Raw genomic sequence first — 21,872 nt, 5'->3', positions numbered from 1 at the left:
GGATTTGTGCAGGTTTCAGTCCATCAGGCCCCATTCGCCGGAGGGTGGCTGGGTGGGCGATGCGTCGGCGTGCAGCTTCAGGCGCAGGCGCAGGTTGTTTTGCGAGTCGGCATGTTTTAACGCTTCCGCCTCGCTGATCGCGCCTTCCACCACCAACCCGTACAGCGCCCCGTCAAACGTCTGCATGCCCAATTCCGCCGATTTCTCCATGATGCCTTTCAGCTCGTCCAGCGCATTACGCCGGATCAAATCCGCAATGGTCGGCGAGCCAAGCATCACTTCCACCGCCGCCCGTCGCTGGCCGTCGATGGTACGCACCAGACGCTGCGACACAAAGGCTTTGAGGTTGTTGCCCAAGTCATGCAGCAGCTGTTCCCGGCGTTCCTGCGGGAAGAAATTGACGATGCGATCGAGCGCCTGATTGGCGTTGTGCGCGTGCAGCGTCGAGATCACCAGATGCCCGGTGTCGGCAAATGCCAACGCGTGCTCCATGGTTTCGCGGTCGCGAATCTCGCCGATCAGCACCACGTCCGGGGCCTGGCGCAGGGTGTTTTTCAGGGCCGCGTGAAAGCTGCGGGTATCGACGCCGACTTCGCGCTGGTTGATGATCGATTTTTTGTGCCGGTGGATATACTCCACCGGGTCTTCGATGGTGATGATGTGGCCGCTGCTGTGACGATTGCGGTAATCGATCAGCGCCGCCAGCGACGTCGATTTGCCGGAACCGGTAGCGCCGACGAACAGCATCAGGCCTTGCTTGAGCATCACCGCTTTGAGCAGCACTGGTGGCAAATTAAGGTCTTCGAAACGCGGGATGTCGAGTTTGATGTTGCGCGCGACAATCGACACGTCGTTGCGCTGCTTGAACAGGTTGATGCGAAAGCGGCCGATGCCGGCGAGGGAAATCGCCAGGTTCATTTCCAGTTCCCGATCGAACTCCAGCCGCTGTTCGGCGTCCATGATGGACTCGGCCATGGCGGCGATTTCGCCGGGTTTGAAGCGCTCGTCCGACAGCGCTTTGAGCACGCCATCGAACCGCGCGCTGGGCGGCGCGCCGGTGGAGAGGTACAGATCGGAGCCGTCCTGACTTGCCAGTTGCCGCAACAGCGCATTAATTTCCATGGCAAAAAACACCTGCAAAGCTTTCAATGAACAGATATGAGCCGAATCCGTGACGACTCGGGCCATCCAGCGTCTACCGCTTTGCAGCAATAGTAGACGTAGCCACAAGTAGACGTAGCCTCAAAAAGACGTAGCGCCAAATAGACGTAGCCCCAAGTAGACGTAGCCACAGCGACCGACGTGCAGGACATTTTGATGAACGCATCACCGACCGGCAGCGATGCCCAGGCTTTGATCGCCCGACTCGACTGGAGCCGCAGCCCCTTGGGCGCCGCCAGTCGCTGGCCGCAAAGCCTGCGCACCGCGGTAGACATCGTGATTCATTCGCCGATGCCCATGCTGTTGTTATGGGGTCCGCAGCTCACACAGATCTACAACGACGGCTTCGCCCTTTTGACCGGAAGCAAGCACCCGCACGCTTTCGGACAGCCGACGCACCTGATCTGGCCTGAACTGCAAGACTTTACCGACCCGATTTACCGCGCCGTCCTGCAAGGCCAGGTGCGTTCCTACAGCGAGCAGCGCTTTACCCTGCATCGCGACGAAGGCAATTCTGACTTCTGGCTCGATTTGACCTACAGCCCGATTCGCGATGAAAACGCCGAGGTCGCCGGGATTCTGGTCACCGCCATCGAAACCAACGAACGCCGGCGCATCGCTCTCGAACTCGAACAACGCTCCGCCGCCAGCCTCAAGGCCCAGCGTGATACCGAACAACGTCTGCAACTGGCGCTGGCCGCCACCGATGCGGTCGGCACCTGGGATTGGGACATCGGCGAAGATCGGTTCATTGCCGACGCGCATTTTGCCCAGTTGCATGGCGTCGATCCGGCGCGGGCCAATCAGTTGCCGATCAGTGAATACCTGCAAGGCGTGCACCCCGAAGACCGCAGCATGGTCGCGCGCAGCATCAAGCATTGCATCACCCACGGCACCGAATACGCCGAGGAATACCGCTTGCTGCAAGCGGATGGCGAGTTGCGCTGGGTATTCGCCCGAGGGCGTTGCTACAAGGATCACCATGGCCGACCGACACGCTTCCTCGGCGCCGCGCTGGACCTGACCGAGCGCAAAAATACTGAGCAGGCGTTGCGCCAGAGCCAGACCGAGTTGCAACTGATCATCAACGCGATGCCGATCCTGATCAGCTACGTCGACCGGGATCAGCGTTTTCGCCTGAACAACGCGGCGTACCTCGACTGGTACGGGCTGACGCCACAGGAACTGTTCGGCAAGACCATCGAGGAAGTGCTCGGCGAGCACGCCTATCAATTACGTGCCGAATACATCAAAGAGGCGCTGGCCGGCAAATCCTGCTCGTTCAGCATCGACACCAAACATCGCGATGGCAGCATCCGCAACGCGCTGATGAATTACCTGCCGCGGCACGGCGCGGACGGCGCAGTGAATGGTTTCTACATTTTTGTCATTGATGAAAGCGAACGCAAAGTCACTGAAGAAGCGCTGCGCAATCTCAATGAAACCTTGGAAGAGCGCGTCGGCGCGCGCACCCAGCAATTGGCCGAAGCCAACCAGCGCCTGCAAAACGAGATGGTCGAGCGCGAACGCGCCGAAGACGCTTTGCGCCACGCGCAAAAAATGGAAGCGGTCGGCCAGCTCACTGGCGGCATTGCCCACGACTTTAACAACATGCTCACCGGCATCATCGGCAGCCTCGACCTGATGCAGCGCTACATCGCCGATGGCCGCGCAGCCGAAGTCGGGCGGTTCATGGAAGCCGCAGTGTCCTCGGCCAACCGTGCGGCGGCGTTGACCCACCGCTTGCTGGCGTTCTCGCGCCGGCAATCGCTGGACCGCAAACCGCTGAATGCCAACGAGCTGATTGAGTCGCTGGAAGACCTGCTGACCCGCACCAAAGGCGACCATATCGAGCTGCACCTGAAACTCGCCGCCGACGTCTGGCCGGTCAGCACCGATGTCAGCCAACTGGAAAACGCCCTGCTCAACCTGGTGATCAACGCCCGCGACGCGATGCCCGATGGCGGCCGCTTGCTGATCGAAACCGCCAATGTCTACCTCGACGGCAGCGATTTGCTGTCGCTGGAATCGGTGAAGGCCGGCGACTATCTGATGATCGCGGTCAGCGACAACGGCACCGGCATGACCCCATCGGTGCTGGCCAAGGCTTTCGATCCGTTTTTCACCACCAAACCCATCGGCCAGGGCACTGGCCTCGGTTTGTCGATGATCTACGGGTTTGCCCAGCAGTCGGGCGGCCACGCCAGCCTCGACAGCGTCCCGGACCAAGGCACTTGCGTGCGCCTGTACTTGCCGCGCTTGCACCTCGGCACGCCGCAGGATGTCTTGCTCGCGGACAGCGGCGCGGCGCCTTCGGCGATCGAGGGGGAAACCGTGGTGTTGGTCGAGGACGATCCGGCGGTGCGGATGCTGGTGCTGAATTTGCTCAACGAGCTGGGCTATCACGCGCATGAGGCCGAAGACGCACGCGCCGCCCTGCCCTTGCTTGAATCGGATCTGCGCGTTGATTTGCTGGTGACTGATGTCGGACTGCCGGGCATGAATGGCCGGCAATTGGCGGAAATCGCCCGCCAGCATCGGCCGGACCTGAAAGTCTTGTTCATGACCGGTTACGCGGAGAAAGCCGCCGAGCGTCAGGGGTTCCTCGATGACGGCATGGACATGGTCGCCAAACCGTTTTCGATTGATGTATTGGCGAACAAGATCCGCACGATGATCGGCGAACCGCAGTGAGTTGAGGCATAATCGCGCGCCCCGCTGTCATCACCGTTGCAAGGTAAACGTATCCATGAAAGCTCAAGCCCGCCATATTCTGGTGAAAACGTCAGAAGAAGCCGAGCACCTGAAACAACGCATTGCCAAGGGCGAAGCGTTTGATGTGCTGGCGAAAAAGTTCTCGACCTGCCCGTCCGGCAAGCGCGGCGGCGATCTGGGCGAAGTGCGGCCGGGGCAGATGGTTGGCGTGATCGACGCGGTCATCTTCAAAAAACCGCTGCGCGTGGTGCACGGGCCGATCAAGAGCAAATTCGGCTATCACCTGGTGCAAGTGTTCTACCGCGATTGATCGGTTGCCTTCTTTCGCGAGCAGGCTCGCTCCTACAGTGAGTCGCGATCCGTCGTAGGAGCGAGCCTGCTCGCGAACCGCCTGCGCAGCAAACGGCCATTCAGGGCTTATCGCGGGATCAGTGCTCCAGGGAACTGAATAACCCTGCTCGCCAATGCATGCCCAGCCTGCGCCGCCGCGACCGGGCTGCCACCCAGCAACCGACTCGCCAGATAACCCGCACTAAACGAATCCCCCGCCGCCGTGGTATCGACCACGCGTTCAACCCGTTGCGCCGGCACTGCAAACGACTCACCTGCGCAACGAATCAGGCAAGCCTCGGCGCCACGCTTGAGCACCACTTCCGGCGTGCCGATCTGTTCATAGGCGGCAAACACCGCATCGCTGTCGGCGAAGTGGAACAGCGCCTGCTCGTCATCGACGGTCAGCAACGCCAAGTCCACATACGGCAGCACACTGCGATACGCCGCGCGCGCCTCTTCCAGTGACGGCCACAGGCGTGGTCGGTAATTGTTGTCGAAGACGATTTGCGCGCCGCGCTGGCGGGCTTCGATCAACGTTTGCAGGAGCTTCTCGCGTCCCTGTTCGCCGAGCACGGCCAAGGTAATTCCGCTGAAATACAACACGTCGTAATCCGGCAACGCCGCGAGAATCGGCGCCGCGGCGGGCGTGGTGAAGCAGCTGCGCACCGCCGCTTCATTGCGCCAGTAAAGAAAGCGCCGCTCACCGGCGGCGTCGGTCTGGATGCAATACAAACCGGGCAAACGGCCGGGCAAGCGCTGGACCATGCCCAGGCCGATGTTTTCACTGGCCCAGCTCTGGCACATGGCGTCGCTGAAACTGTCATCGCCGAGCGCGGTGACGTAATCCACGGTCGCCCGCTCGCCCAATTCGCGGGACAGGTAAACCGCGGTGTTCAGTGTGTCGCCGCCGAAACTTTGCTGCAGGCTGCCATCGGCGCGCTGTTGCAGTTCGATCATGCATTCGCCGATCAGGGCGATGCGTGGGGATTTTGCGGTGTTCATGGTTGTTCGGGTCTCTGGTGATGCGATGTTGTCTGGGCGGATGCCATCGCGAGCAGGCTCACTCCTACAGGATGCGTTCCCCCGTAGGAGCGAGGCTTGCCCGCGAATGCCGCGCCTCGGTCTCAATCCTTAGAAACAGGTGTGCATGTTCTCGATGACCTGCAACTGCTCATCCACCAGACACCCGGTGCGCCATTTATCAAAGGTCAGGCATGGGTGCGAAGTGCCGAACGAAATGATGTCACCGACGCGCAACTCAACCCCCGCCGCGACCGTCATGAACGCATGCTGGTCCATCACCGCCGTCACTTTGCAGGCACTCACGTCGTCGCCAATCGCTGGAATCACACCAGCCTTGTAGCGCAGCAATGGCACCGGCAAACCGGCGTCATAGGCGACGTCGCGTTTGCCCAAGGCAATCACCGCAAACCCCGGCTCCGGCAACGATTGCACGTGCGCCCAGACTTCCAGCGCCGGGCGCAGGCCTTCGTGCAGGTCGCTGCGGCGGTCGAGCACGCAGCATTGCGCTTCTTTATAAATGCCGTGGTCGTGCGCCACATAACTGCCGGGGCGCAGCACGCTGAGGAAACGTCCGCCGGCGTTCTGGGTTTCGAACGATTCGGCGATCAAGTCGTACCACGCCGAACCTGACGCAGTGATGATCGGCTTGGGAATGGCAAACGCGCCGCTGTCCTGCAACTGCACCGCGAGGCGCACCAACGACGCGGCGAATTCGCGAATGCCGCTGACCGCGTGATCGCCATGAATCACCCCTTCGTAACCCTCGATACCGGTCAACGCGAGTGCCGGTTGGGCGGCGATGGCTTTGGCCAGCTCGATCACTTCCTGCTCGCTGCGGCAACCGCAACGGCCGCCGACCACGCCGTACTCGATCATCACGTTGAGCCGCACGCCGCGCGAGGCGAAGTAGGCGCCGAGGTCGGCGACGTTGTCCGGGTGATCGACCATGCAGTGAAATTCGAACGTCGGGTCGGCGAGCAAATCGGCGATCAGCGCCATGTTCGGCGTGCCGACCAATTGGTTGGCCATCAACACCCGGCGCACGCCATGTGCGTAACCGGCGCGGGTCTGTGTGGCGCTGGCGAGGGTGATGCCCCAGGCGCCGGCGTCCAGTTGGCGCCGGAACAGTGCCGGGGTCATGCTGGTTTTGCCGTGCGGCGCCAGTTGTGCGCCGCTGTTGCTGACAAATGCCTGCATCCAGCGAATGTTGTGTTCCAGCGCTTCACGGTGCAGCACCAGCGCCGGCAGGCTGACGTCGCGCACCAGATGCGCGCCCAATGGCGCAAAGCCTTTTTCGACGTTGGCCGTTGATTGCGCAGTGGCCTGAGCAGTGGATTCAGCAGCGGATTTGGCAGAAGACATGGTCGAACTCCTTACATTCGCGGCCGCAGGCAGCCGCTGTTATTCGTTGATACGCCGGGCGAGGCTGTTGGCACTGTCGATCAGCACCCGGCGATAGTCGTTGTAATTGTTTTTTGCGTCGGCCCGTGGGGCGACGATGCACAGCGTCGCAATGGCCACGCCGTTGGGATCTTTGACCGGGGCGGCGAAGCAGTGGGTGAAGGTGTCGGCGACGCTGTCGAACGAGAAAAAGCCATCGACACCGGCCTGACGGATCTCCCGAAGAAACTGCTCCAGCGGCAAGCGTTCACCGTTGGGCAGGATGAAGTCATCGTGGTCGATCAGGTCGACGATCGCCTGATCGCTCAAGTGCGACAGCAGCAGGCGCCCGGAAGCGGTCCACGGAATCGGCGCGTTTTCCCCGATGTCTGAGGAAATGCGAAAATGCCGCTCGCCCTCCTTCATCAGCGCCACCGTGTATTTGCGCCCGTTGAGCAGGCACATCTGCGCGGTTTCGCGGGTCTGGCTGACGATCTCCTGCAAGGCGTGATCGGCCTCGCGGGTGAGGTCGAAATGCCGCAAGTGCGCCTGCCCGAGGAAATACAACTGGCGGCCGAGGTAGACGTGACCGTCCTTGCCGACCGGTTCGAGAATCCGTCGTTCGAGCAGCGAAGCGACCAGTTCGTAGACCGTCGATTTCGGGCTGCCGATGCCGCTGGCAATCTCGTTGGGGCGCAGCGGCTGGCCGATTTCCTTGAGGAAATCGAGAATATCGAACGCCCGGTCCAGACCCCGTGCCCGGCGCTTGATGGTGTCTTCGGTCATGTCATCAGTTCCCATAAAAGTGCCGGGAGTTTAACCAGAGTACGGTGGTGACTGTTATGGCGCCTTCGCGGGCAAGCCTCGCTCCTACATGAAACGGCATTCCCCTGTAGGAGCGAGGCTTGCCCGCGAAGCAGTCACCGCACATCTCAAGCCTTTTTCTTGTACGCAATGCAGTCGATCTCGACTTTGCAGTCGACCATCATGTTCGCCTGCACACAGGCGCGAGCCGGGGCGTGTTCGCTTTTGAAGTACTCGGAGAACACCTTGTTGAAACTGCTGAAGTCGCGCGGATCCTCCAGCCAGACTCCGGCGCGCACCACGTCTTCCAGGCCATAACCGGCTTCTTCGAGGATCGCGATCAGGTTCTTCATGGTCTGGTGGGTCTGTTCGACAATGCCGCCAGTGATGATCTCGCCATCCACCGCCGGCACCTGCCCGGAAACGTGCAGCCAGCCATCGGCTTCAACGGCGCGGGCGAAAGGTCGAGGCTGGCCGCCAGCAGCGGTACTGCCGGTGCCGTAACGAGTAATGCTCATGAATGTTTCTCCTGGTTGAAAATCGTAAAAATGTGAAAAAAATCAGAAACGCGTGTTCTTCAGAAACTCCGCCAGACGTGGCGATTTCGGGTGTTCGAACAATTCCTTGGGTGGCCCCTGCTCTTCGATCCGGCCCTGATTCATGAACACGATCTTGTCCGAGACTTCGAAGGCAAACCGCATTTCGTGGGTCACCAGCAGCATGGTCATGCCTTCATCGGCGAGGCCCTTGATCACGTTCAGCACTTCGCCGACCAGCTCCGGGTCAAGCGCCGACGTCACTTCGTCAAACAGCATCAGGCTCGGGTTCATCGCAATCGCCCGGGCAATCGCCACGCGCTGCTGCTGACCGCCGGACAACTGGCCGGGATAGTGATCGCGGCGTTCCAGGAGGCCGACGCGCTCCAGCCATTTTTCCGCGAGCGCGACGGCCTCGTCCTTGTGCAGCTTCTTGACCTTGAGCAAGCCCAGCGTGACGTTCTGCAACGCTGTGAGGTGCGGAAACAGATTGAATTGCTGAAACGCCATGCCGGTCATCGCGCGATGGCGGGCGATGACTTTTTCGCCGTGACGCACGCGTTTGCCGTTGACCTCGTCGTAACCGATCGATTCGCCGTCGAGCAGGATCTGCCCGCCCTGAAACTCTTCGAGCATGTTCACGCAACGCAGCAGCGTGGTTTTGCCCGAGCCGCTGGAACCGATCAGCGTGACCACATTGCCGCGCTGCATGGTCAGGTCGACGCCCTTGAGCACTTCGAGTGGGCCGTATTGTTTGTGCAGGCCGCGAATGTCCAGCAGGGCCTGGCCGTTTGCTGCGATAGAAGTCTGAGTCATGGCAAAGCCACCCGCTTTTCAATGTGCCGGCCGAGTAATTCGATGGCGTAGTTGATGACGAAGAAGAGGAAACCGGCGAACAGGTAAAACTCCAGGGTCATGAAGGTCCGGGCGATGATTTGTTGCGTGCTCAGCAGCAACTCGGCGACGCCGATCACCGAGAGCAAGGTCGAGGCCTTGACGATTTCGGTGGACGAGTTGACCCAGGTCGGCAGGATCTGCCGCAAGGCTTGCGGCAACAGCACGTAGCCCAGCGATTGATAAAACGTCAGGCCAATCGCCTTGCCCGCTTCCATCTGCCCGCGCGGCAATGCCTGCAAGGCACCGCGGACAATTTCCGCGACGTGCGAACCGCAAAACAGCGTCAGCCCCAGGGCACCTGCCTGAAATGCGCTGATCTGCCAGCCCAGCGCCGGCGCCATGTAGAAGCAGGCGAGCACCAGCACAAACACTGGCGTGCCACGGATGATGTCGACGTAAAAGCGAAACGGTGCGCGCATCCAGACGTTGCCGTAAGTCAGCACCAGCCCGGCCACAATGCCGATCAAGGTGCCGAACAGAATCGCCAGCGCCGAAACTTGCACGCTGGTGATGAACCCCGACAACAGGGTTTCGCGGGCAATCCATAACTCATGCAGCCAACTCGGGGATTCGTACATGCCAGGCTCCTATCGGCGGATCGCCAGACGCTGCTCGAGGTAACGCAGCATCATCGCGATGAGGTAACAGGCCGCTACATAGAGCGCCGTGGTGACCATCCAGGTTTCAATCACCCGGTAGCTCTCGACGTTGATCTTGCGCGCGTAATAGGTCAGCTCCGGCACGGCAATCGCCGCCGCCAGCGAGGTGTCCTTGAACAGTGAAATGAAGTTGTTCGACAGCGCCGGGAGGACGTTGCGCAGCATCACCGGCACGGTCACGTAAGCCTTGACCTGCCACTCGCCGAGACCAATCGCCAGTCCTGCTTCGCGCTGCCCTTTGGGAATGCTCAGCAAGCCGCCACGGAACACTTCGGTCAGGTACGCGCCGGCGTACAACGACAGCGTGACGATGAACGAAGGGATCTTGTCGAGGCGAATACCCAGGCTCGGCAAGGCAAAGTAGATCAACAGAATCAACACCAGAATCGGCGTGTTGCGGATCACCGTCACGTACACCGAGGCCAACACCCGCAATGCGCGATGCTTCGATAACAAGGCAAACGCCATCAGCAGGCCAATCACGCAGCCGATGGCGATCGACACCAGCGCCAGCTCCAGGCCCAGACCGAGCCCTGCCAGCAAAGTGTCGAAATCGCGCCAGACGGCCGCAAAGTTCAACTGATAATTCATGGTCAGCAATACCTTGAGCGGGGCGCTGTGGCAGCCGCCCTGCTCTCACGGGATCATTTGAATTCGACTGGGAAACCGATCGCCGGGCTTGGCAGGTCTACGCCAAACCACTGTTTGAACGATGCCGAGTAGGTCGGAAACTCAACGCCGGTCATGGCTTCATGCAACGCGGTGTTGACGAAATTCAACCAGTCCTGATCGCCACGTTTAACCGCACACGCGTAGGTTTGCGGGCTCCAGGCGTAGGTCGGGCTGCGATAACGGCCTGCGTTCTGCACCATCAGGTATTTGACCGAGGACTGATCCGTGGCGGCCGCGTCGGCGCGCCCGGAGTTCACGGCCTGGTACATCAAATCGACGCTGTCGTACTGATCGACCTTGGCCTGCGGCAACGCCTGGTGCACCAGCTCTTCGGCGTACACGTTCTGCAACACCGCCACCGTAACGTCATCGCCCGCCGCTTTCAGGTCTTCGATTTCCTTGTATTTGCTGTTCGCCGGCAACAGCAGGCCCACGCCTTCGCGGTAATACGGCAGGGTGAACGCCACTTGCTGCGCGCGGCTGGCGGTGACGGTGATGAACTGGCAACTCATGTCGACCTTGTCGGTCAGCAGATTGGGAATCCGCGCATCGGAGGACTGCACCACAAACTCGACTTTGCTCGGGTCGTTGAACAAACCCTTGGCGACGATCCGCGCAATGTCGATATCAAAGCCCTGCAACTTGCCATCCGCTCCCTGAAAATGCCACGGCGCGTTGGTACTGCCTGTACCCACGATCAATTTCCCACGGGCCAGCACGCTATCAAGCTTGCTGTCCGCCGCCTGGGCAACACCCATAGCCGCAGTCGTAGCCGCAAACAGAAAGACACACGCTTTAAACAAGGAAGGTCGGCGATGCATGGCAAGCACTCCAGATTAATGTTTATTCCGCTATACCGGACGTCGGTGTGTAACAACGGAATAGACAGCAGAAAGTGTGCCACAGGATAGGTGCAGGGTGTGGGGGAGATTTAAATGTGTTTTGAATCAGGGGGATGGGTGGCTGACGCTAGACAGCGTTACCGGATGCACAGGTTAGCGAGCGCTACCGTTTGCCTCAGTTGAGCGGGTATTTGCACCACATTGGTAGCTTGGCGATTCAAAATGTCGCGGGTATTCCGTCAAGCGTATCTGCGGGTTGCGCGAATTCTGCACCTGTAATTTCTGACAGTAGACCCACCCCTCGCCCTTCTTTAACGTCATCGAGCCTTCGATGATCGTTGTGAAAAGGAGATTCCCATGCGCTCGACAACCTCTCACCCGGCGTTGCCGCCGCTGTATCGCAAGGCTTTGAACACGTGGCGGCCGGTGATTCTTTATTTCGGTAACGAGCATTGCCCTGCTTGCGAAGAGGCTGCGCCGATTTTCCGCGAGACGGCCGAGCCGTATCGGCATCACGCGAGCATTTATATGTTGAACACCAGCGAAGCACCGCGGCATCCGGATGTGACGGGGACGCCAACAGTGTTGTTTTACCGGGATGGGAAGCTGCTGAAGAAGCTCAAGGGGTTTGGCAGTCAGCAGAAGCTGGAGGCTGATTTTGTTGCGCATATTGGCCGGGTGCGGGCCCGGCACATGGCGCGCAAACCGCGTCATGATCTGGCGTGGTTGCGGCGCACGTTGCGGGGGTTGTGCACTGTACGGCGGGCGCGAGGGTTGGTTGGGGTTTGAAGGGGGGTTGTCGGTGAGAAAGCTTCGCGAGCAGGCTCACTCCTACAAGGATTGGTGGTGAACACACATTTGGTGTTCATTCGCGATCCAATGTGGGAGTGAGCCTGCTCGCGATGTGGCCCGCAAACTCGCTGAAGAATCAGCCGTCGATACGCTTCAACATCACCCGCACCACCCGCCGCTCTTCAACCGCCATAACCGTCATCAGCCAGCCGTCTCGCTCATGGCTGTCGCCAATCATCGGCAGGCGATCAAGCACGCTCATCACCAGCCCGGCGAGGGTTTGGTAGTTGTCGGTCGGCTCGGCGCTGAAGCCGGTCAACTGGCGCACTCGCGTCAGGTTCAACGCACCACTGACCATAAACCCGCCCTGCTCTTCAACGACGTCCGGGCCTTCGATTTCGCTGGCGTCCGGCAGCTCGCCGGCAATCGATTCGAGAATGTCGGTCATGGTCAACACGCCGACGAAGTCGCCGAATTCATTGACCACGAACGCAATGTGCGTCGAGGCCTTGCGCATCTGCTCGAGGGCATTGAGGATCGAATAGCTTTCCAGCAGGTTAATCGTGGTGCGCGCCAGGTCCTGCAGATCGGGCTCGGTGCCGCCGAGGTAATCCTTCAGCAGCTCCTTTTTATGCACGAAGCCCAACGGCTCATCTACCGCGCCATCGCGGATCAGCGGCAATCGCGAGTAGGACGAATGCATCAGCCGTGTACGAATAGTCTCGGCGTCGTCGGACAAATCGATGTGATCGACGTCCGCCCGCACCGTCATCAGCGTGCGAATCGGCCGTTCGGCCAGTTGCAACACGCCGCTGATCATCACCCGTTCACGGCGGTCGAACAGCGCTTCAGTCGGGGCTTCACCGTGATCGAGCAAATCGGCAATCTCTTCGCCAACTTCTTCAGCAGCCAAACGGCGACCGCCGAGCAGGCGCATCACCGCGTGAGCCGTACGTTCACGCAACGGGCGCAAGCCCTGCATCGAGCGTTTGCGGCGGGCGCGGGCGATCTGGTTGAACACTTCGATCAGAATCGAGAAGCCAATGGCCGCGTACAAATAACCTTTCGGAATGTGGAAACCCAGGCCTTCAGCGGTCAGCGCGAAACCGATCATCATCAGGAAGCCCAGACACAGCATGATCACTGTCGGGTGTTCGTTGACGAAGCGCGTCAGCGGTTTGCTCGCGACGATCATCAGGCCGATGGAAATGATCACCGCGATCATCATCACCGCCAGTTCATCGACCATGCCCACGGCGGTAATCACCGCGTCGAGGGAGAACACCGCGTCGAGCACGACGATCTGCGCGACGATTGGCCAGAACATCGCGTACACCGCATTGCTCGCGCGCTGGCCGACGTGGCCTTCAAGCCGTTCGTGCAACTCCATGGTGGCTTTGAACAACAGGAACACACCGCCGAACAGCATGATCAGGTCCCGTCCGGAGAAGCTCTTGTCGAACACCTCGAACAGCGGCTGCGTGAGGGTCACCAGCCAGGAAATACTGGCCAGCAGGCCCAAACGCATCAGCAGCGCCAGCGACAGCCCGATGATTCGCGCGCGGTCACGCTGATGCGGCGGCAATTTGTCCGCCAGGATCGCGATAAACACCAGGTTGTCGATGCCGAGCACCAGCTCCAGCACGATCAACGTCAACAAGCCCAGCCAGGCGGTGGGGTCAGCTATCCATTCCATAAAAATGTCTCGATCTCTTCAGCGAATTCAGAATGCCGGGCACGGCAAAGTGCGGCGCGAGCGCCGTGGGGCTGTGATTAAAGAAGGAAACCGAGGTCGGAAAACCGGGTGTCTGGCGTGCGTCAGGGCCGCGCGAATGCGCGAGATGGGTGGCTGACTGGGAGGCTCCGAGAGGGTGTTCATGCAGGTCCTGAAAGGAGAAAAGGACTTGGAGCGTACAGCGAGCGGCGACATTTCCTACAGCGGGAAATCATTACAAAATCTGTAATGGATTGAATTTGGGCTGTTCTTGAAGGCGCCATCGCGAGCAGGCTCGCTCCTACAGGGGACTATCGAACGCCGAAGATCCCTGTGGGAGCGAGCTTGCTCGCGATGCTCTCAACGCTTTTTTATCTGCTCGATATACCTGGCCACCGCCGGCGATTTCTCGAACCGCCGATAGATCATCGACAACCACGAACTCGCCTCACACCCGGCAATCGGCCGATACACCACGCCCGGCAACCCGACATGCCCGACCACCGATTCCGGAACTACCGCCACGCCCTGCCCCAATGAAACCAAAGCAATCACCGCGACCAATCCGCCCGGCTGCGCGCCCAGGTTCGGGGCGAAGCCGCCCTGCGCGGCGACTTGCAGCGTGCCGTTGATTTGTTCGGGGAGGATGAACGTTTCGTTCTGCAAATGCGCCGGGCTGATCTGCGGTAAACGGCACAACCAGGAATCGTCCGGCAGTGCCAGGACAAAACCTTCCGCATCCAGCCCAATCGCTTCCAGCCCTTCGGGCAACGGCATCGGCGAGCGCACATAACCAATGTCGAAACGCCCATCGACAACCATGCCCGGCAACGCCGGCATCGGGCTTTCGCGCACATTCAGGCTGACATCCGGACACTCGCGGCCAAACGTTTGAAGCTGTTTTTGCAGCAGGCCGGAATACACCGCTGACGCCACGTAACCCAACTCGATATGGCCGAGATCGCCGCGCCCGGCACGTTGTGCACTGCGTTGGGCGAACTCGAATTGGCGCACGGTCGCCTCGGCCTCGATGACCAACGCGGCCCCGGCCTCGGTCAGGCTGACTTCCCGTTGCTGACGCAGGAACAGTCGCGTGCCGAGTTCGCTTTCCATGTCCTGAATCTGCCGGCTCAACGTCGGCGGCGCGATCCCCAGTTGCTCGGCGGCGCGGGTGAAATTGCGCTGCCGGGCAACGGCCAGAAAATAGCGGAAATGCCGTATATCCATGGTGCGTTAGCTCAAAGGTAATGAAGTCCCGACTGGCAGCTAAAATCGCTTGCTATGGAGCGCGATAAGCTGCCGGGGCATCCAAAGTAGAGAGAGCCGACCATGCCCGTCAACCACGTTACTGAAAAGACAATTCGCTCATGAGCCGGGTCAGCCCGCGTCTGACACTGCTGACCGCCTCCGGTGTCTGCTCGCTGATCGTCCTCGACACCAATATTGTCGCGGTAACCCTGCCGACGATCGCCCGCGACCTCGGCGCCAATTTCGCCGACATCGAATGGGTGGTCAGCGCCTACATGCTCGCGTTCGCCGCACTGTTATTGCCGGCGGGGAGCATCGCCGACCGCTTTGGCCGGCAGAAAACCCTGCTCTGGGGCCTGGGCATTTTCATTCTCGCCTCCCTCGGTTGCGGCGCCGCGCCGAGCGCGTTGCTGCTCGATATCGCCCGCGCAATCAAAGGCGTTGGCGCCGCGTTGTTGCTGACCTCGGCGCTCGCCTCGATTGGCCACACGTTTCACGATGACGTCGAGCGCGCCAAGGCCTGGGCGTTCTGGGGCGCGTGCATGGGCGTGGCGATGACCGCCGCGCCGACCTTGGGCGGTTTGATCACCGAATACCTCGGCTGGCGCTGGATTTTCTACCTCAACCTGCCGGTGGGTTTGCTGCTGGTGGCGCTGGTCTGGCGCAACGTCCCGGAATCACGCGACAGCCAATCAGCGCGACTCGATCCGTGGGGCAGCCTCGCATTCAGCGCCAGTTTGCTGTGCCTGATCTGGGGCCTGATCGAAGCCAATCGCATCGGTTGGAGCAACCCGCTGACCTATGCGCGACTTATCGGCGGCGCGCTGTTGCTCGGCGCGTTTGTGCTCATCGAGCGCATGCAGCGGCGACCCATGGTCGATCTGCAATTGTTCAAGCATCCGCGTTTCATCGGCGCGCTGTTGGGGATGTTTGCCTACGCCGGTTGCGCGCAAGTGATGATGACGCTGCTGCCGTTCTACCTGCAGAACGGCCTGGGATTCTCGGCGATTGCTTCGGGTTTGGGCATGTTGCCGTTCGCCGTGACCATGCTTATCTGCCCGCGTATCGGCGCTCGACTCGCCAGGCGGTTTTCCCCGGCAAGCATGATGGCTGCCGGGCTGACACTGGTTGGCCTCGGCAATTTGCTCAGTGCCTGGGCCGTCAACAGCGGCGGTTATTCAGCGTTTGCCTTGGCGATTGCCGTGACCGGTGCCGGCGCCGGACTGCTGAATGGCGACACGCAGAAAAACATCATGGCGTGCGTGCCACGCGACCGCGCCGGCATGGCGTCGGGCATGAGCACGACCATGCGCTTCAGCGCGATCATGCTGGCAATCGGCGTGTTCGGTGCGCTGCTTGCCAGCCACACCGAATTGCTCCTGCGCAATAGCCTCGGCGGACAATGGCTGGAACAGACGCGCGGCATCGCCTCGCGGGTGGTCGCTGGCGACATGACAGCGGCGCTGGGTTTGCTGCCGGAACCTGCACGCGCGGCGGTCGAGCCGTTGGCCCGGCAAGCGTTCGTCGGCGGTTTCAGTCTGTTGCTGCTGGTCGCCGGAGGGCTGGCATTGCTCGGCGCGCTGGTGGTTGGCACGTTGATGCGCAAGCCGATTCCCACTCCCGCCATTCATTTATCGCCATCCGCCGCTCAACAGTGATGGCAGTGCGTTGACCATCGGGCCGTCTTCGCGCGCGAGTTTCGCTCCTGCAAGAGATTTGCGCTCTCAGCGTTGTTTGAACGACGCCAGTACCCGCTCGGCATTGGCGTCGCAAGCCACGCCTTCGGGCTTCGCCTGGATGTCGTCAATCACCGCCAGTAGCTTCGCTTTGCTCTGGGCCAAGTGTTGCTGCATCTGTTCGATCTGCTCGACTTTGCGTTTGAGCCCCGCCAGCAGTTCGTCGTGCCTGAACTCACCGGTAGCAGTGTCCGGCATCAATTGCTTCAACTCTTCCAGGCTGAACCCGGCCTGTTGGGCGCACTGGATCAGGTACAACGTCTGCAACACCTGCTCGGGGTAGTGCCGGTAGCCGTTGGCCCGGCGTTCGACTTTCTGGATCAGGCCTTGGGCCTCGTAAAACCGAATGCGCGACGCATTGAAGCCACTCAACTGCGCCAACTCACCAATTTTCATCTACGCCTCACTTGCCTGCTTGACATTAAAGTTGACTTTAAGCTTAGCCTCCTTGAATCAATGATGAGGAGTCAAGCATGTCGCCCTTTCAACCGCTGAATTTGCCCAACGGCCAGACCATCGCCAATCGCATTGCCAAAGCGGCAATGGAAGAAAACCTCGCCGACACCCAACAAGCCCCGTCCAAAGGCCTGTTGCGTTTGTACCAGGCCTGGGCCGAGGGTGACGCCGGATTGTTGCTCACCGGTAACGTGATGATCGACCGCCGCGCCATGACCGGCCCCGGTGGCGTAGTGCTGGAGGACGAGCGACACCTTGAGCGTTTCCGCCAATGGGCGACGACCGGCCGGGCCGGTGGTGCGCAATTCTGGGTGCAGCTCAATCATCCGGGGCGTCAGACCATGGCCAATCTCGGTCAACAAGCGTGGGCGCCATCGGCGGTGGCGCTGGACCTGGGCTCGTTCTCGAAGATGTTCGCCGAACCGAAACCGATGACCGAAAGCGATATCAACGAGGTGATCCAACGCTTCGCCAACAGCGCGGCCCTCGCGCAAAAGGCCGGATTCACCGGCGTGCAGATCCACGCCGCCCACGGTTATCTGCTCAGCCAATTCCTCTCGCCGCTGACAAACCGTCGTACCGATCAATGGGGCGGCTCCCTGGAAAATCGCGCTCGCCTGTTACTTACCGTGGTCAGCGCCGTGCGCAAAGCCGTGTCGCCGCAATTCTGCGTCTCGGTCAAGCTCAACTCCGCCGACTTCCAACGCGGCGGCTTCGATGCCGACGATGCCAGACAAGTGATCCTGTGGCTCAACGAACAGCACATCGACTTGCTGGAATTGTCCGGCGGCAGCTATGAAGCGCCAGCCATGCAAGGCGAGGCTCGGGATGGCCGCACGCTTGCCCGCGAAGCCTACTTTCTGGAGATGGCCGGCGAACTGGCGAGCGTCGCACACATGCCGGTGATGGTGACCGGCGGGATTCGCCGATTGGCCATCGTCGAACACGTGCTCGACAGCGGCATCGCCATGGCCGGGATCGGCACCGCGATGGCCGTCGAGCCGCACCTGGTCAAGCACTGGCGGGAAGGCAAGAACAGCCATCCGCACTTGCCGCCGATCCACTGGAAACGCAAGCCCTTGGCGGCGTTGGCGACCATGGCGGTGGTGAAGTTCCAGTTGCATCGCCTGAGTCGCGGCCATCAGCCCCGGCCACAGGTTTCAGCGCTGTGGGCGTTGATCCGCGACCAGCTGTACATCGCCAAGCGCACGCGCCAGTACAAACACGCCATGGCAATGGCAATGGCAAAGTGAACGAGTCTTCATAAATCGCCGGGAGTCATGGCCGCCGTTGAGTTGTCCTCTTTCTATCCCGAGGACAATTCATCGATTAATGGAGCCGCATCCCATGGCGAAAATCACCATTGCCCAGCAACTCGCGACCACCCTTGAACAGGCTGGCGTCAAACGCATCTGGGGCCTGACCGGCGACAGCCTGAATGGCCTGACCGACGCCTTGCGCAAGATGGACAGCATCGAATGGATGCACGTGCGCCACGAGGAAGTCGCGGCGTTTGCCGCTGGCGCGGAAGCCGAGGTGACCGGCGGTTTGACCGTGTGTGCCGGCAGTTGCGGGCCCGGCAATCTGCACTTGATCAATGGCTTGTACGACTGCCACCGCAACCATGTGCCGGTGTTGGCGATTGCCGCGCAGATTCCGTCGTCGGAAGTCGGCCTCAATTACTTCCAGGAAACCCACCCGCAAGAGCTGTTCAAGGAGTGCAGCCACTTTGTCGAACTGGTCAGCAACCCGGCGCAGATGCCGCAGGTGCTGCACCGGGCGATGCGCAGCGCGATCCTCAATCGCGGCGTCGCGGTGGTGGTGATTCCCGGCGATGTTGCGTTGCAGGAAGTCGAAGACAACCTCAAGGCATGGCCGGCGCTGTCGCAACCACGGCATCTGCCTGCACCGGATGACCTCGATCGAATGGTCGAACTGCTCAGCCAGAGCAAAGCCGTGACCCTGCTGTGCGGCGCCGGTTGTGCCGGTGCGCATGATCAGGTTGTGGCGCTGGCCGACGCCCTCGGCGCGCCGGTGGTGCACGCCTTGCGCGGCAAGGAACACGTGGAATGGGATAACCCGTTCGACGTCGGCATGACCGGGCTGATCGGCTTCAGCTCGGGTTATCACGCGATGCTCAATTGCGACACGTTGGTGATGCTCGGCACCGACTTCCCGTATCGGCAGTTCTACCCCACCGACGCGACCATTATTCAGGTTGACCACAACCCCGAAGCGCTCGGCCGCCGCACCGCACTGGATCTGGGGATCGCCGCCGACGTTGGCGAAACCCTCGCCGCGCTGCTGCCACGCCTGCCATACAACGGCGACCGCAGCTTCCTCGAGTCGTCGCTCAAGCATTACGACAAAGCCCGCAAAGGCCTGGATGACCTCGCCGAACCTTCGGCGCCGGGCCAGCCGATTCACCCGCAATACCTCACGCGACTGCTCAGCGAACTGGCCGATGACGACGCGATCTTCACTGCCGACGTCGGCACGCCAACGGTGTGGGCCGCGCGTTATCTGAAAATGAACGGCAAGCGCCGCTTGCTCGGTTCTTTCAACCACGGCTCGATGGCCAATGCGATGCCACAAGCCATTGGCGCGCAAGCAGCGTTTCCGGATCGGCAGGTGATTTCGATGTCCGGGGACGGTGGATTCGCCATGTTGATGGGCGATTTCATCTCGCTCGCGCAGTTGAAACTGCCGGTGAAAATCATCGTCTACGACAACGCTTCGCTGGGTTTCGTCGCGATGGAAATGAAGGCCGGCGGCATGCTCGACACCGGCACAGACCTGCACAATCCGGACTTTGCGGCGATGGCCAATGCGATGGGCATACTCGGGATTCGCGTCGAAGAATCCGAAGCGCTGGAACCGGCGCTGCGTCGTGCCTTGGCGCATGACGGGCCGGTGCTGGTCAACGTGGTCACCGCCACTCAGGAACTGGCGATGCCGCCGGCGATCAAGCTTGAGCAGGCCAAGGGTTTCAGTTTGTACATGCTCAAAGCGGTGATGAGCGGGCGTGGCGACGAGGTGCTTTCGCTGGCGCGGACTAACTGGTTCCGCTGAGGTTTGATGCTGGATTGACTGGCCCCATCGCGAGCAGGCTCACTCCTACAGGTTTTCGCACATGACCTGTAGGAGCGAGGCTTGCCCGCGAAGAGGCCATCGACCACACCAAATCACCTTCCCGAAAAGCGCAATCGCGACAACTCACGCAAATCGCCCCGCACATAGTAATCGTGCGTCCAGCGATCATCCGCCGCCAACGGCTGCACCTCTTTCAGTGCCAGTTTTTTCGCGAAGTAGCGAAACCGGTAATGCTCATAAAAGCGCAGCAACTCCAACCCGTAACGGTCCGCCAAATCCGTGTTACCACGAATGATCAGGTAGTTCTCATCATTGCCATTGCTCGCCGCCGCGCTGAGGTTGTGGCTGCCGCTGATGATCGTCGGCGTGTCCGTGGTGAAATCGGTCACCACCGCTTTGGTGTGCACCAACAGATTGCCTTTCTGCCCTTTCATGTTCTCCCGCAGCCAGCCTTCCAGCCCGGTATTGAGCAGCGCCGTCGCAGCAAATTCTGCAGTGCGGTCGGCATGGAAACCGCTGATGCGGCTGACGGTATTTTGCAGTCCGTAACGCAGGATGTTGTCGTGCGGTGCGCCGAGCAGCGCGTTGAGAATGTCGTCGGGCAAGGCGAACGCAGTCACGAACAGCACGTCCTTTTTCGCGGCGTTGATGATCCGGATAAACGCCTGCAAATCCGCCTGACCGGAGCGCGGCGAGAACCCGGCGAACAGCGCCTGCGTCGGGTCTATCGGGTTGTGGCGGTTGAGCCAGGTGCGCGTCGCGCCGACGTCCGCCGGGTTGTCCCAGACCTGTTCAAAGGTTTGCAGATAGCTCGCGGCGATGCGTGGATCATCCAGCACATGCACCACGTTGGCTTGGCGGTAAACGCCGTTGGCGGTGAAATTGGTGCTGCCGCAGAGCACCGCGTGCGGCTGAAACCGGCCGGCGCTATCGCGTTGGCTGAGGACGATGAACTTGTTGTGGAAGATGTTGTGGGTGATGCGCCCGCGCTTGTTCGCTGCCGGGATGTTCGCCAGGCTGGCTTGGTTGAGCGCCGTGTCTTCGTCGTCGGGTTGCGCGTGATACAGCACCCGCACCTTGACTCCGCGCGCGAATGCGTCGTTCACCGCGTCGATGATCGACTGCAACTGGTATTCGTAGATCGCGATGTCGAGCGCCCAATTCGAGTCCTGCGCTCGCTGAATAAACCCGAGCAGACGCCCGAGCAAGCCGTTTTCCAACCACTGCTGCGCCGCCAGTGGCCAGGCTTCGATCGGCAAGTGTTTGTTGGCGCTGATCTGCGCGTCGAGCTCAGGGAATTTGCGCTGGAACGCCTGGCTGGCCGCCACCGCGCGATTGAAAATCACGCTCTGGTTGCCTAGCTGACCGTCGTCGGAAGTGATTGTCAGTTCGAGGTATTCAGCGAGTTGCGGCGCGTCGGGCGTGCCGTAGGCAAGGTGCACGCGGTAGTGCAGCGTCGTCCCCGGATTGACCGCGTAATCGGCCCAGCGAAATTTCTGCAGCGGCGCGATATTGCTCGGCGTCGCGTGGTACTGGGGGAAGGTGTGCGGCTTGCCGGGAAAGGTCAGGCTGTTGAACAGAAACAGCCACGGTTTGCTGCCGGTCTGCTTCTCGATGGCAAACCCGAGCAAGCCTTTGCGCCGAGGTTCGGCGAGGTCCATGGCCAGCAGCACGCCGTTGGTGCCGGCATAGGCTTTGACGCGGAAATCGTCCTGGGCATTGGTGACGAGCACGCGCATGGTTCACTCCTGTGAAGGGCTGGCCTGCTAGAGCATAAATGCGGATGGAGGGTGATGATCCGCAACCATGGT

General features: G+C 60.8%; 19 protein-coding genes. 6 read left to right on the top strand and 13 right to left on the bottom strand.

What is annotated here, in order from left to right:
* Nucleotides 1–15: 15 nt before the first annotated feature.
* Nucleotides 16–1,122 (bottom strand): PilT/PilU family type 4a pilus ATPase, encoded by a 1,107-nt coding sequence (locus FBY12_RS03110; protein WP_145251078.1) that lies wholly within the window; start codon nt 1,120–1,122, stop codon nt 16–18.
* A 195-nt stretch (nt 1,123–1,317) separates the two neighbouring features.
* Here FBY12_RS03110 and FBY12_RS03105 point away from each other — a divergent pair, with 195 nt between their 5' ends.
* Both FBY12_RS03105 and FBY12_RS03100 read left to right on the top strand, forming a co-directional pair.
* Nucleotides 1,318–3,855: a PAS domain-containing sensor histidine kinase gene (locus FBY12_RS03105; protein ID WP_145251075.1), complete on the top strand. Its 2,538-nt coding sequence runs from the start codon at nt 1,318–1,320 to the stop codon at nt 3,853–3,855.
* A 55-nt stretch (nt 3,856–3,910) separates the two neighbouring features.
* Nucleotides 3,911–4,186, top strand: a complete 276-nt coding sequence (locus tag FBY12_RS03100) for a peptidylprolyl isomerase (RefSeq protein ID WP_145251072.1) — start codon at nt 3,911–3,913, stop codon at nt 4,184–4,186.
* 107 nt (nt 4,187–4,293) lie between these two features.
* Here FBY12_RS03100 and FBY12_RS03095 read toward each other — a convergent pair whose 3' ends face one another.
* From FBY12_RS03095 to FBY12_RS03060, 8 genes are all read right to left on the bottom strand, one after another.
* Nucleotides 4,294–5,211: a sugar kinase gene (locus tag FBY12_RS03095; RefSeq protein WP_145251069.1), complete on the bottom strand. Its 918-nt coding sequence runs from the start codon at nt 5,209–5,211 to the stop codon at nt 4,294–4,296.
* Nucleotides 5,212–5,340: 129 nt separating this feature from the next.
* Nucleotides 5,341–6,594, bottom strand: a complete 1,254-nt coding sequence (locus FBY12_RS03090) for an amino acid deaminase (RefSeq protein ID WP_145251066.1) — start codon at nt 6,592–6,594, stop codon at nt 5,341–5,343.
* 39 nt (nt 6,595–6,633) lie between these two features.
* Nucleotides 6,634–7,398 (bottom strand): IclR family transcriptional regulator, encoded by a 765-nt coding sequence (locus FBY12_RS03085; protein ID WP_121730640.1) that lies wholly within the window; start codon nt 7,396–7,398, stop codon nt 6,634–6,636.
* A 146-nt stretch (nt 7,399–7,544) separates the two neighbouring features.
* Nucleotides 7,545–7,934: a RidA family protein gene (locus tag FBY12_RS03080; RefSeq protein WP_092269232.1), complete on the bottom strand. Its 390-nt coding sequence runs from the start codon at nt 7,932–7,934 to the stop codon at nt 7,545–7,547.
* Between the two features lie 42 nt (nt 7,935–7,976).
* Nucleotides 7,977–8,768, bottom strand: coding sequence for an amino acid ABC transporter ATP-binding protein (locus FBY12_RS03075; RefSeq protein WP_145251063.1), 792 nt, complete (start codon nt 8,766–8,768; stop codon nt 7,977–7,979).
* Nucleotides 8,765–9,427, bottom strand: a complete 663-nt coding sequence (locus FBY12_RS03070) for an amino acid ABC transporter permease (protein WP_092269237.1) — start codon at nt 9,425–9,427, stop codon at nt 8,765–8,767. Before FBY12_RS03070 ends, FBY12_RS03075 begins: the two co-directional genes overlap by 4 nt.
* Nucleotides 9,428–9,436: 9 nt before the next feature.
* On the bottom strand, nt 9,437–10,099 hold the full coding sequence (locus FBY12_RS03065; protein ID WP_121730638.1) for an amino acid ABC transporter permease: 663 nt from the start codon (nt 10,097–10,099) through the stop codon (nt 9,437–9,439).
* A gap of 53 nt (nt 10,100–10,152) precedes the next feature.
* Complete coding sequence (locus tag FBY12_RS03060; RefSeq protein ID WP_145251060.1) at nt 10,153–11,001, bottom strand: transporter substrate-binding domain-containing protein; 849 nt, start codon at nt 10,999–11,001, stop codon at nt 10,153–10,155.
* A 378-nt stretch (nt 11,002–11,379) separates the two neighbouring features.
* On the opposite strand from FBY12_RS03060, the gene FBY12_RS03055 reads away from it, so the two are divergent.
* A complete protein-coding gene (locus FBY12_RS03055; RefSeq protein ID WP_145251057.1) occupies nt 11,380–11,811 on the top strand; it encodes a thioredoxin family protein in 432 nt (143 codons plus the stop codon).
* Nucleotides 11,812–11,950: 139 nt separating this feature from the next.
* On the opposite strand, the gene FBY12_RS03050 is transcribed toward FBY12_RS03055, so the two are convergent.
* Complete coding sequence (locus tag FBY12_RS03050) at nt 11,951–13,510, bottom strand: TerC family protein (RefSeq protein WP_145251054.1); 1,560 nt, start codon at nt 13,508–13,510, stop codon at nt 11,951–11,953.
* Nucleotides 13,511–13,888: 378 nt separating this feature from the next.
* Nucleotides 13,889–14,755 carry a LysR family transcriptional regulator gene (locus tag FBY12_RS03045; RefSeq protein ID WP_145251051.1) on the bottom strand — a complete coding sequence of 289 codons (867 nt, stop codon included), beginning with the start codon at nt 14,753–14,755 and terminating at the stop codon, nt 13,889–13,891.
* Nucleotides 14,756–14,895: 140 nt separating this feature from the next.
* Between FBY12_RS03045 and FBY12_RS03040 the strand changes: the two genes are divergently transcribed.
* Complete coding sequence (locus FBY12_RS03040) at nt 14,896–16,434, top strand: MFS transporter (RefSeq protein ID WP_145251048.1); 1,539 nt, start codon at nt 14,896–14,898, stop codon at nt 16,432–16,434.
* A 66-nt stretch (nt 16,435–16,500) separates the two neighbouring features.
* Here FBY12_RS03040 and FBY12_RS03035 read toward each other — a convergent pair whose 3' ends face one another.
* A complete protein-coding gene (locus FBY12_RS03035) occupies nt 16,501–16,908 on the bottom strand; it encodes a MerR family transcriptional regulator (protein WP_145251045.1) in 408 nt (135 codons plus the stop codon).
* A 77-nt stretch (nt 16,909–16,985) separates the two neighbouring features.
* Here FBY12_RS03035 and FBY12_RS03030 point away from each other — a divergent pair, with 77 nt between their 5' ends.
* Together FBY12_RS03030 and poxB are read left to right on the top strand one after the other, a co-directional pair.
* On the top strand, nt 16,986–18,221 hold the full coding sequence (locus tag FBY12_RS03030) for an NADH:flavin oxidoreductase/NADH oxidase family protein (protein WP_145251029.1): 1,236 nt from the start codon (nt 16,986–16,988) through the stop codon (nt 18,219–18,221).
* A gap of 94 nt (nt 18,222–18,315) precedes the next feature.
* A complete protein-coding gene (gene poxB, locus FBY12_RS03025; protein ID WP_145251026.1) occupies nt 18,316–20,040 on the top strand; it encodes a ubiquinone-dependent pyruvate dehydrogenase in 1,725 nt (574 codons plus the stop codon).
* 113 nt (nt 20,041–20,153) lie between these two features.
* Here the strand turns inward: poxB and FBY12_RS03020 are convergent, their stop codons facing one another.
* The gene (locus tag FBY12_RS03020) at nt 20,154–21,800 is read right to left on the bottom strand and encodes a phospholipase D-like domain-containing protein (RefSeq protein WP_145251023.1); all 1,647 of its coding nucleotides are present in this window, start codon (nt 21,798–21,800) and stop codon (nt 20,154–20,156) included.
* Between the last annotated feature and the right edge of the window lie 72 nt (nt 21,801–21,872).

The organism is Pseudomonas sp. SJZ131 (assembly GCF_007828705.1).
GTDB classification, from domain to species: Bacteria; Pseudomonadota; Gammaproteobacteria; order Pseudomonadales; family Pseudomonadaceae; genus Aquipseudomonas; species Aquipseudomonas prosekii.
This window is presented reverse-complemented; position numbering and strand designations above follow the sequence as displayed.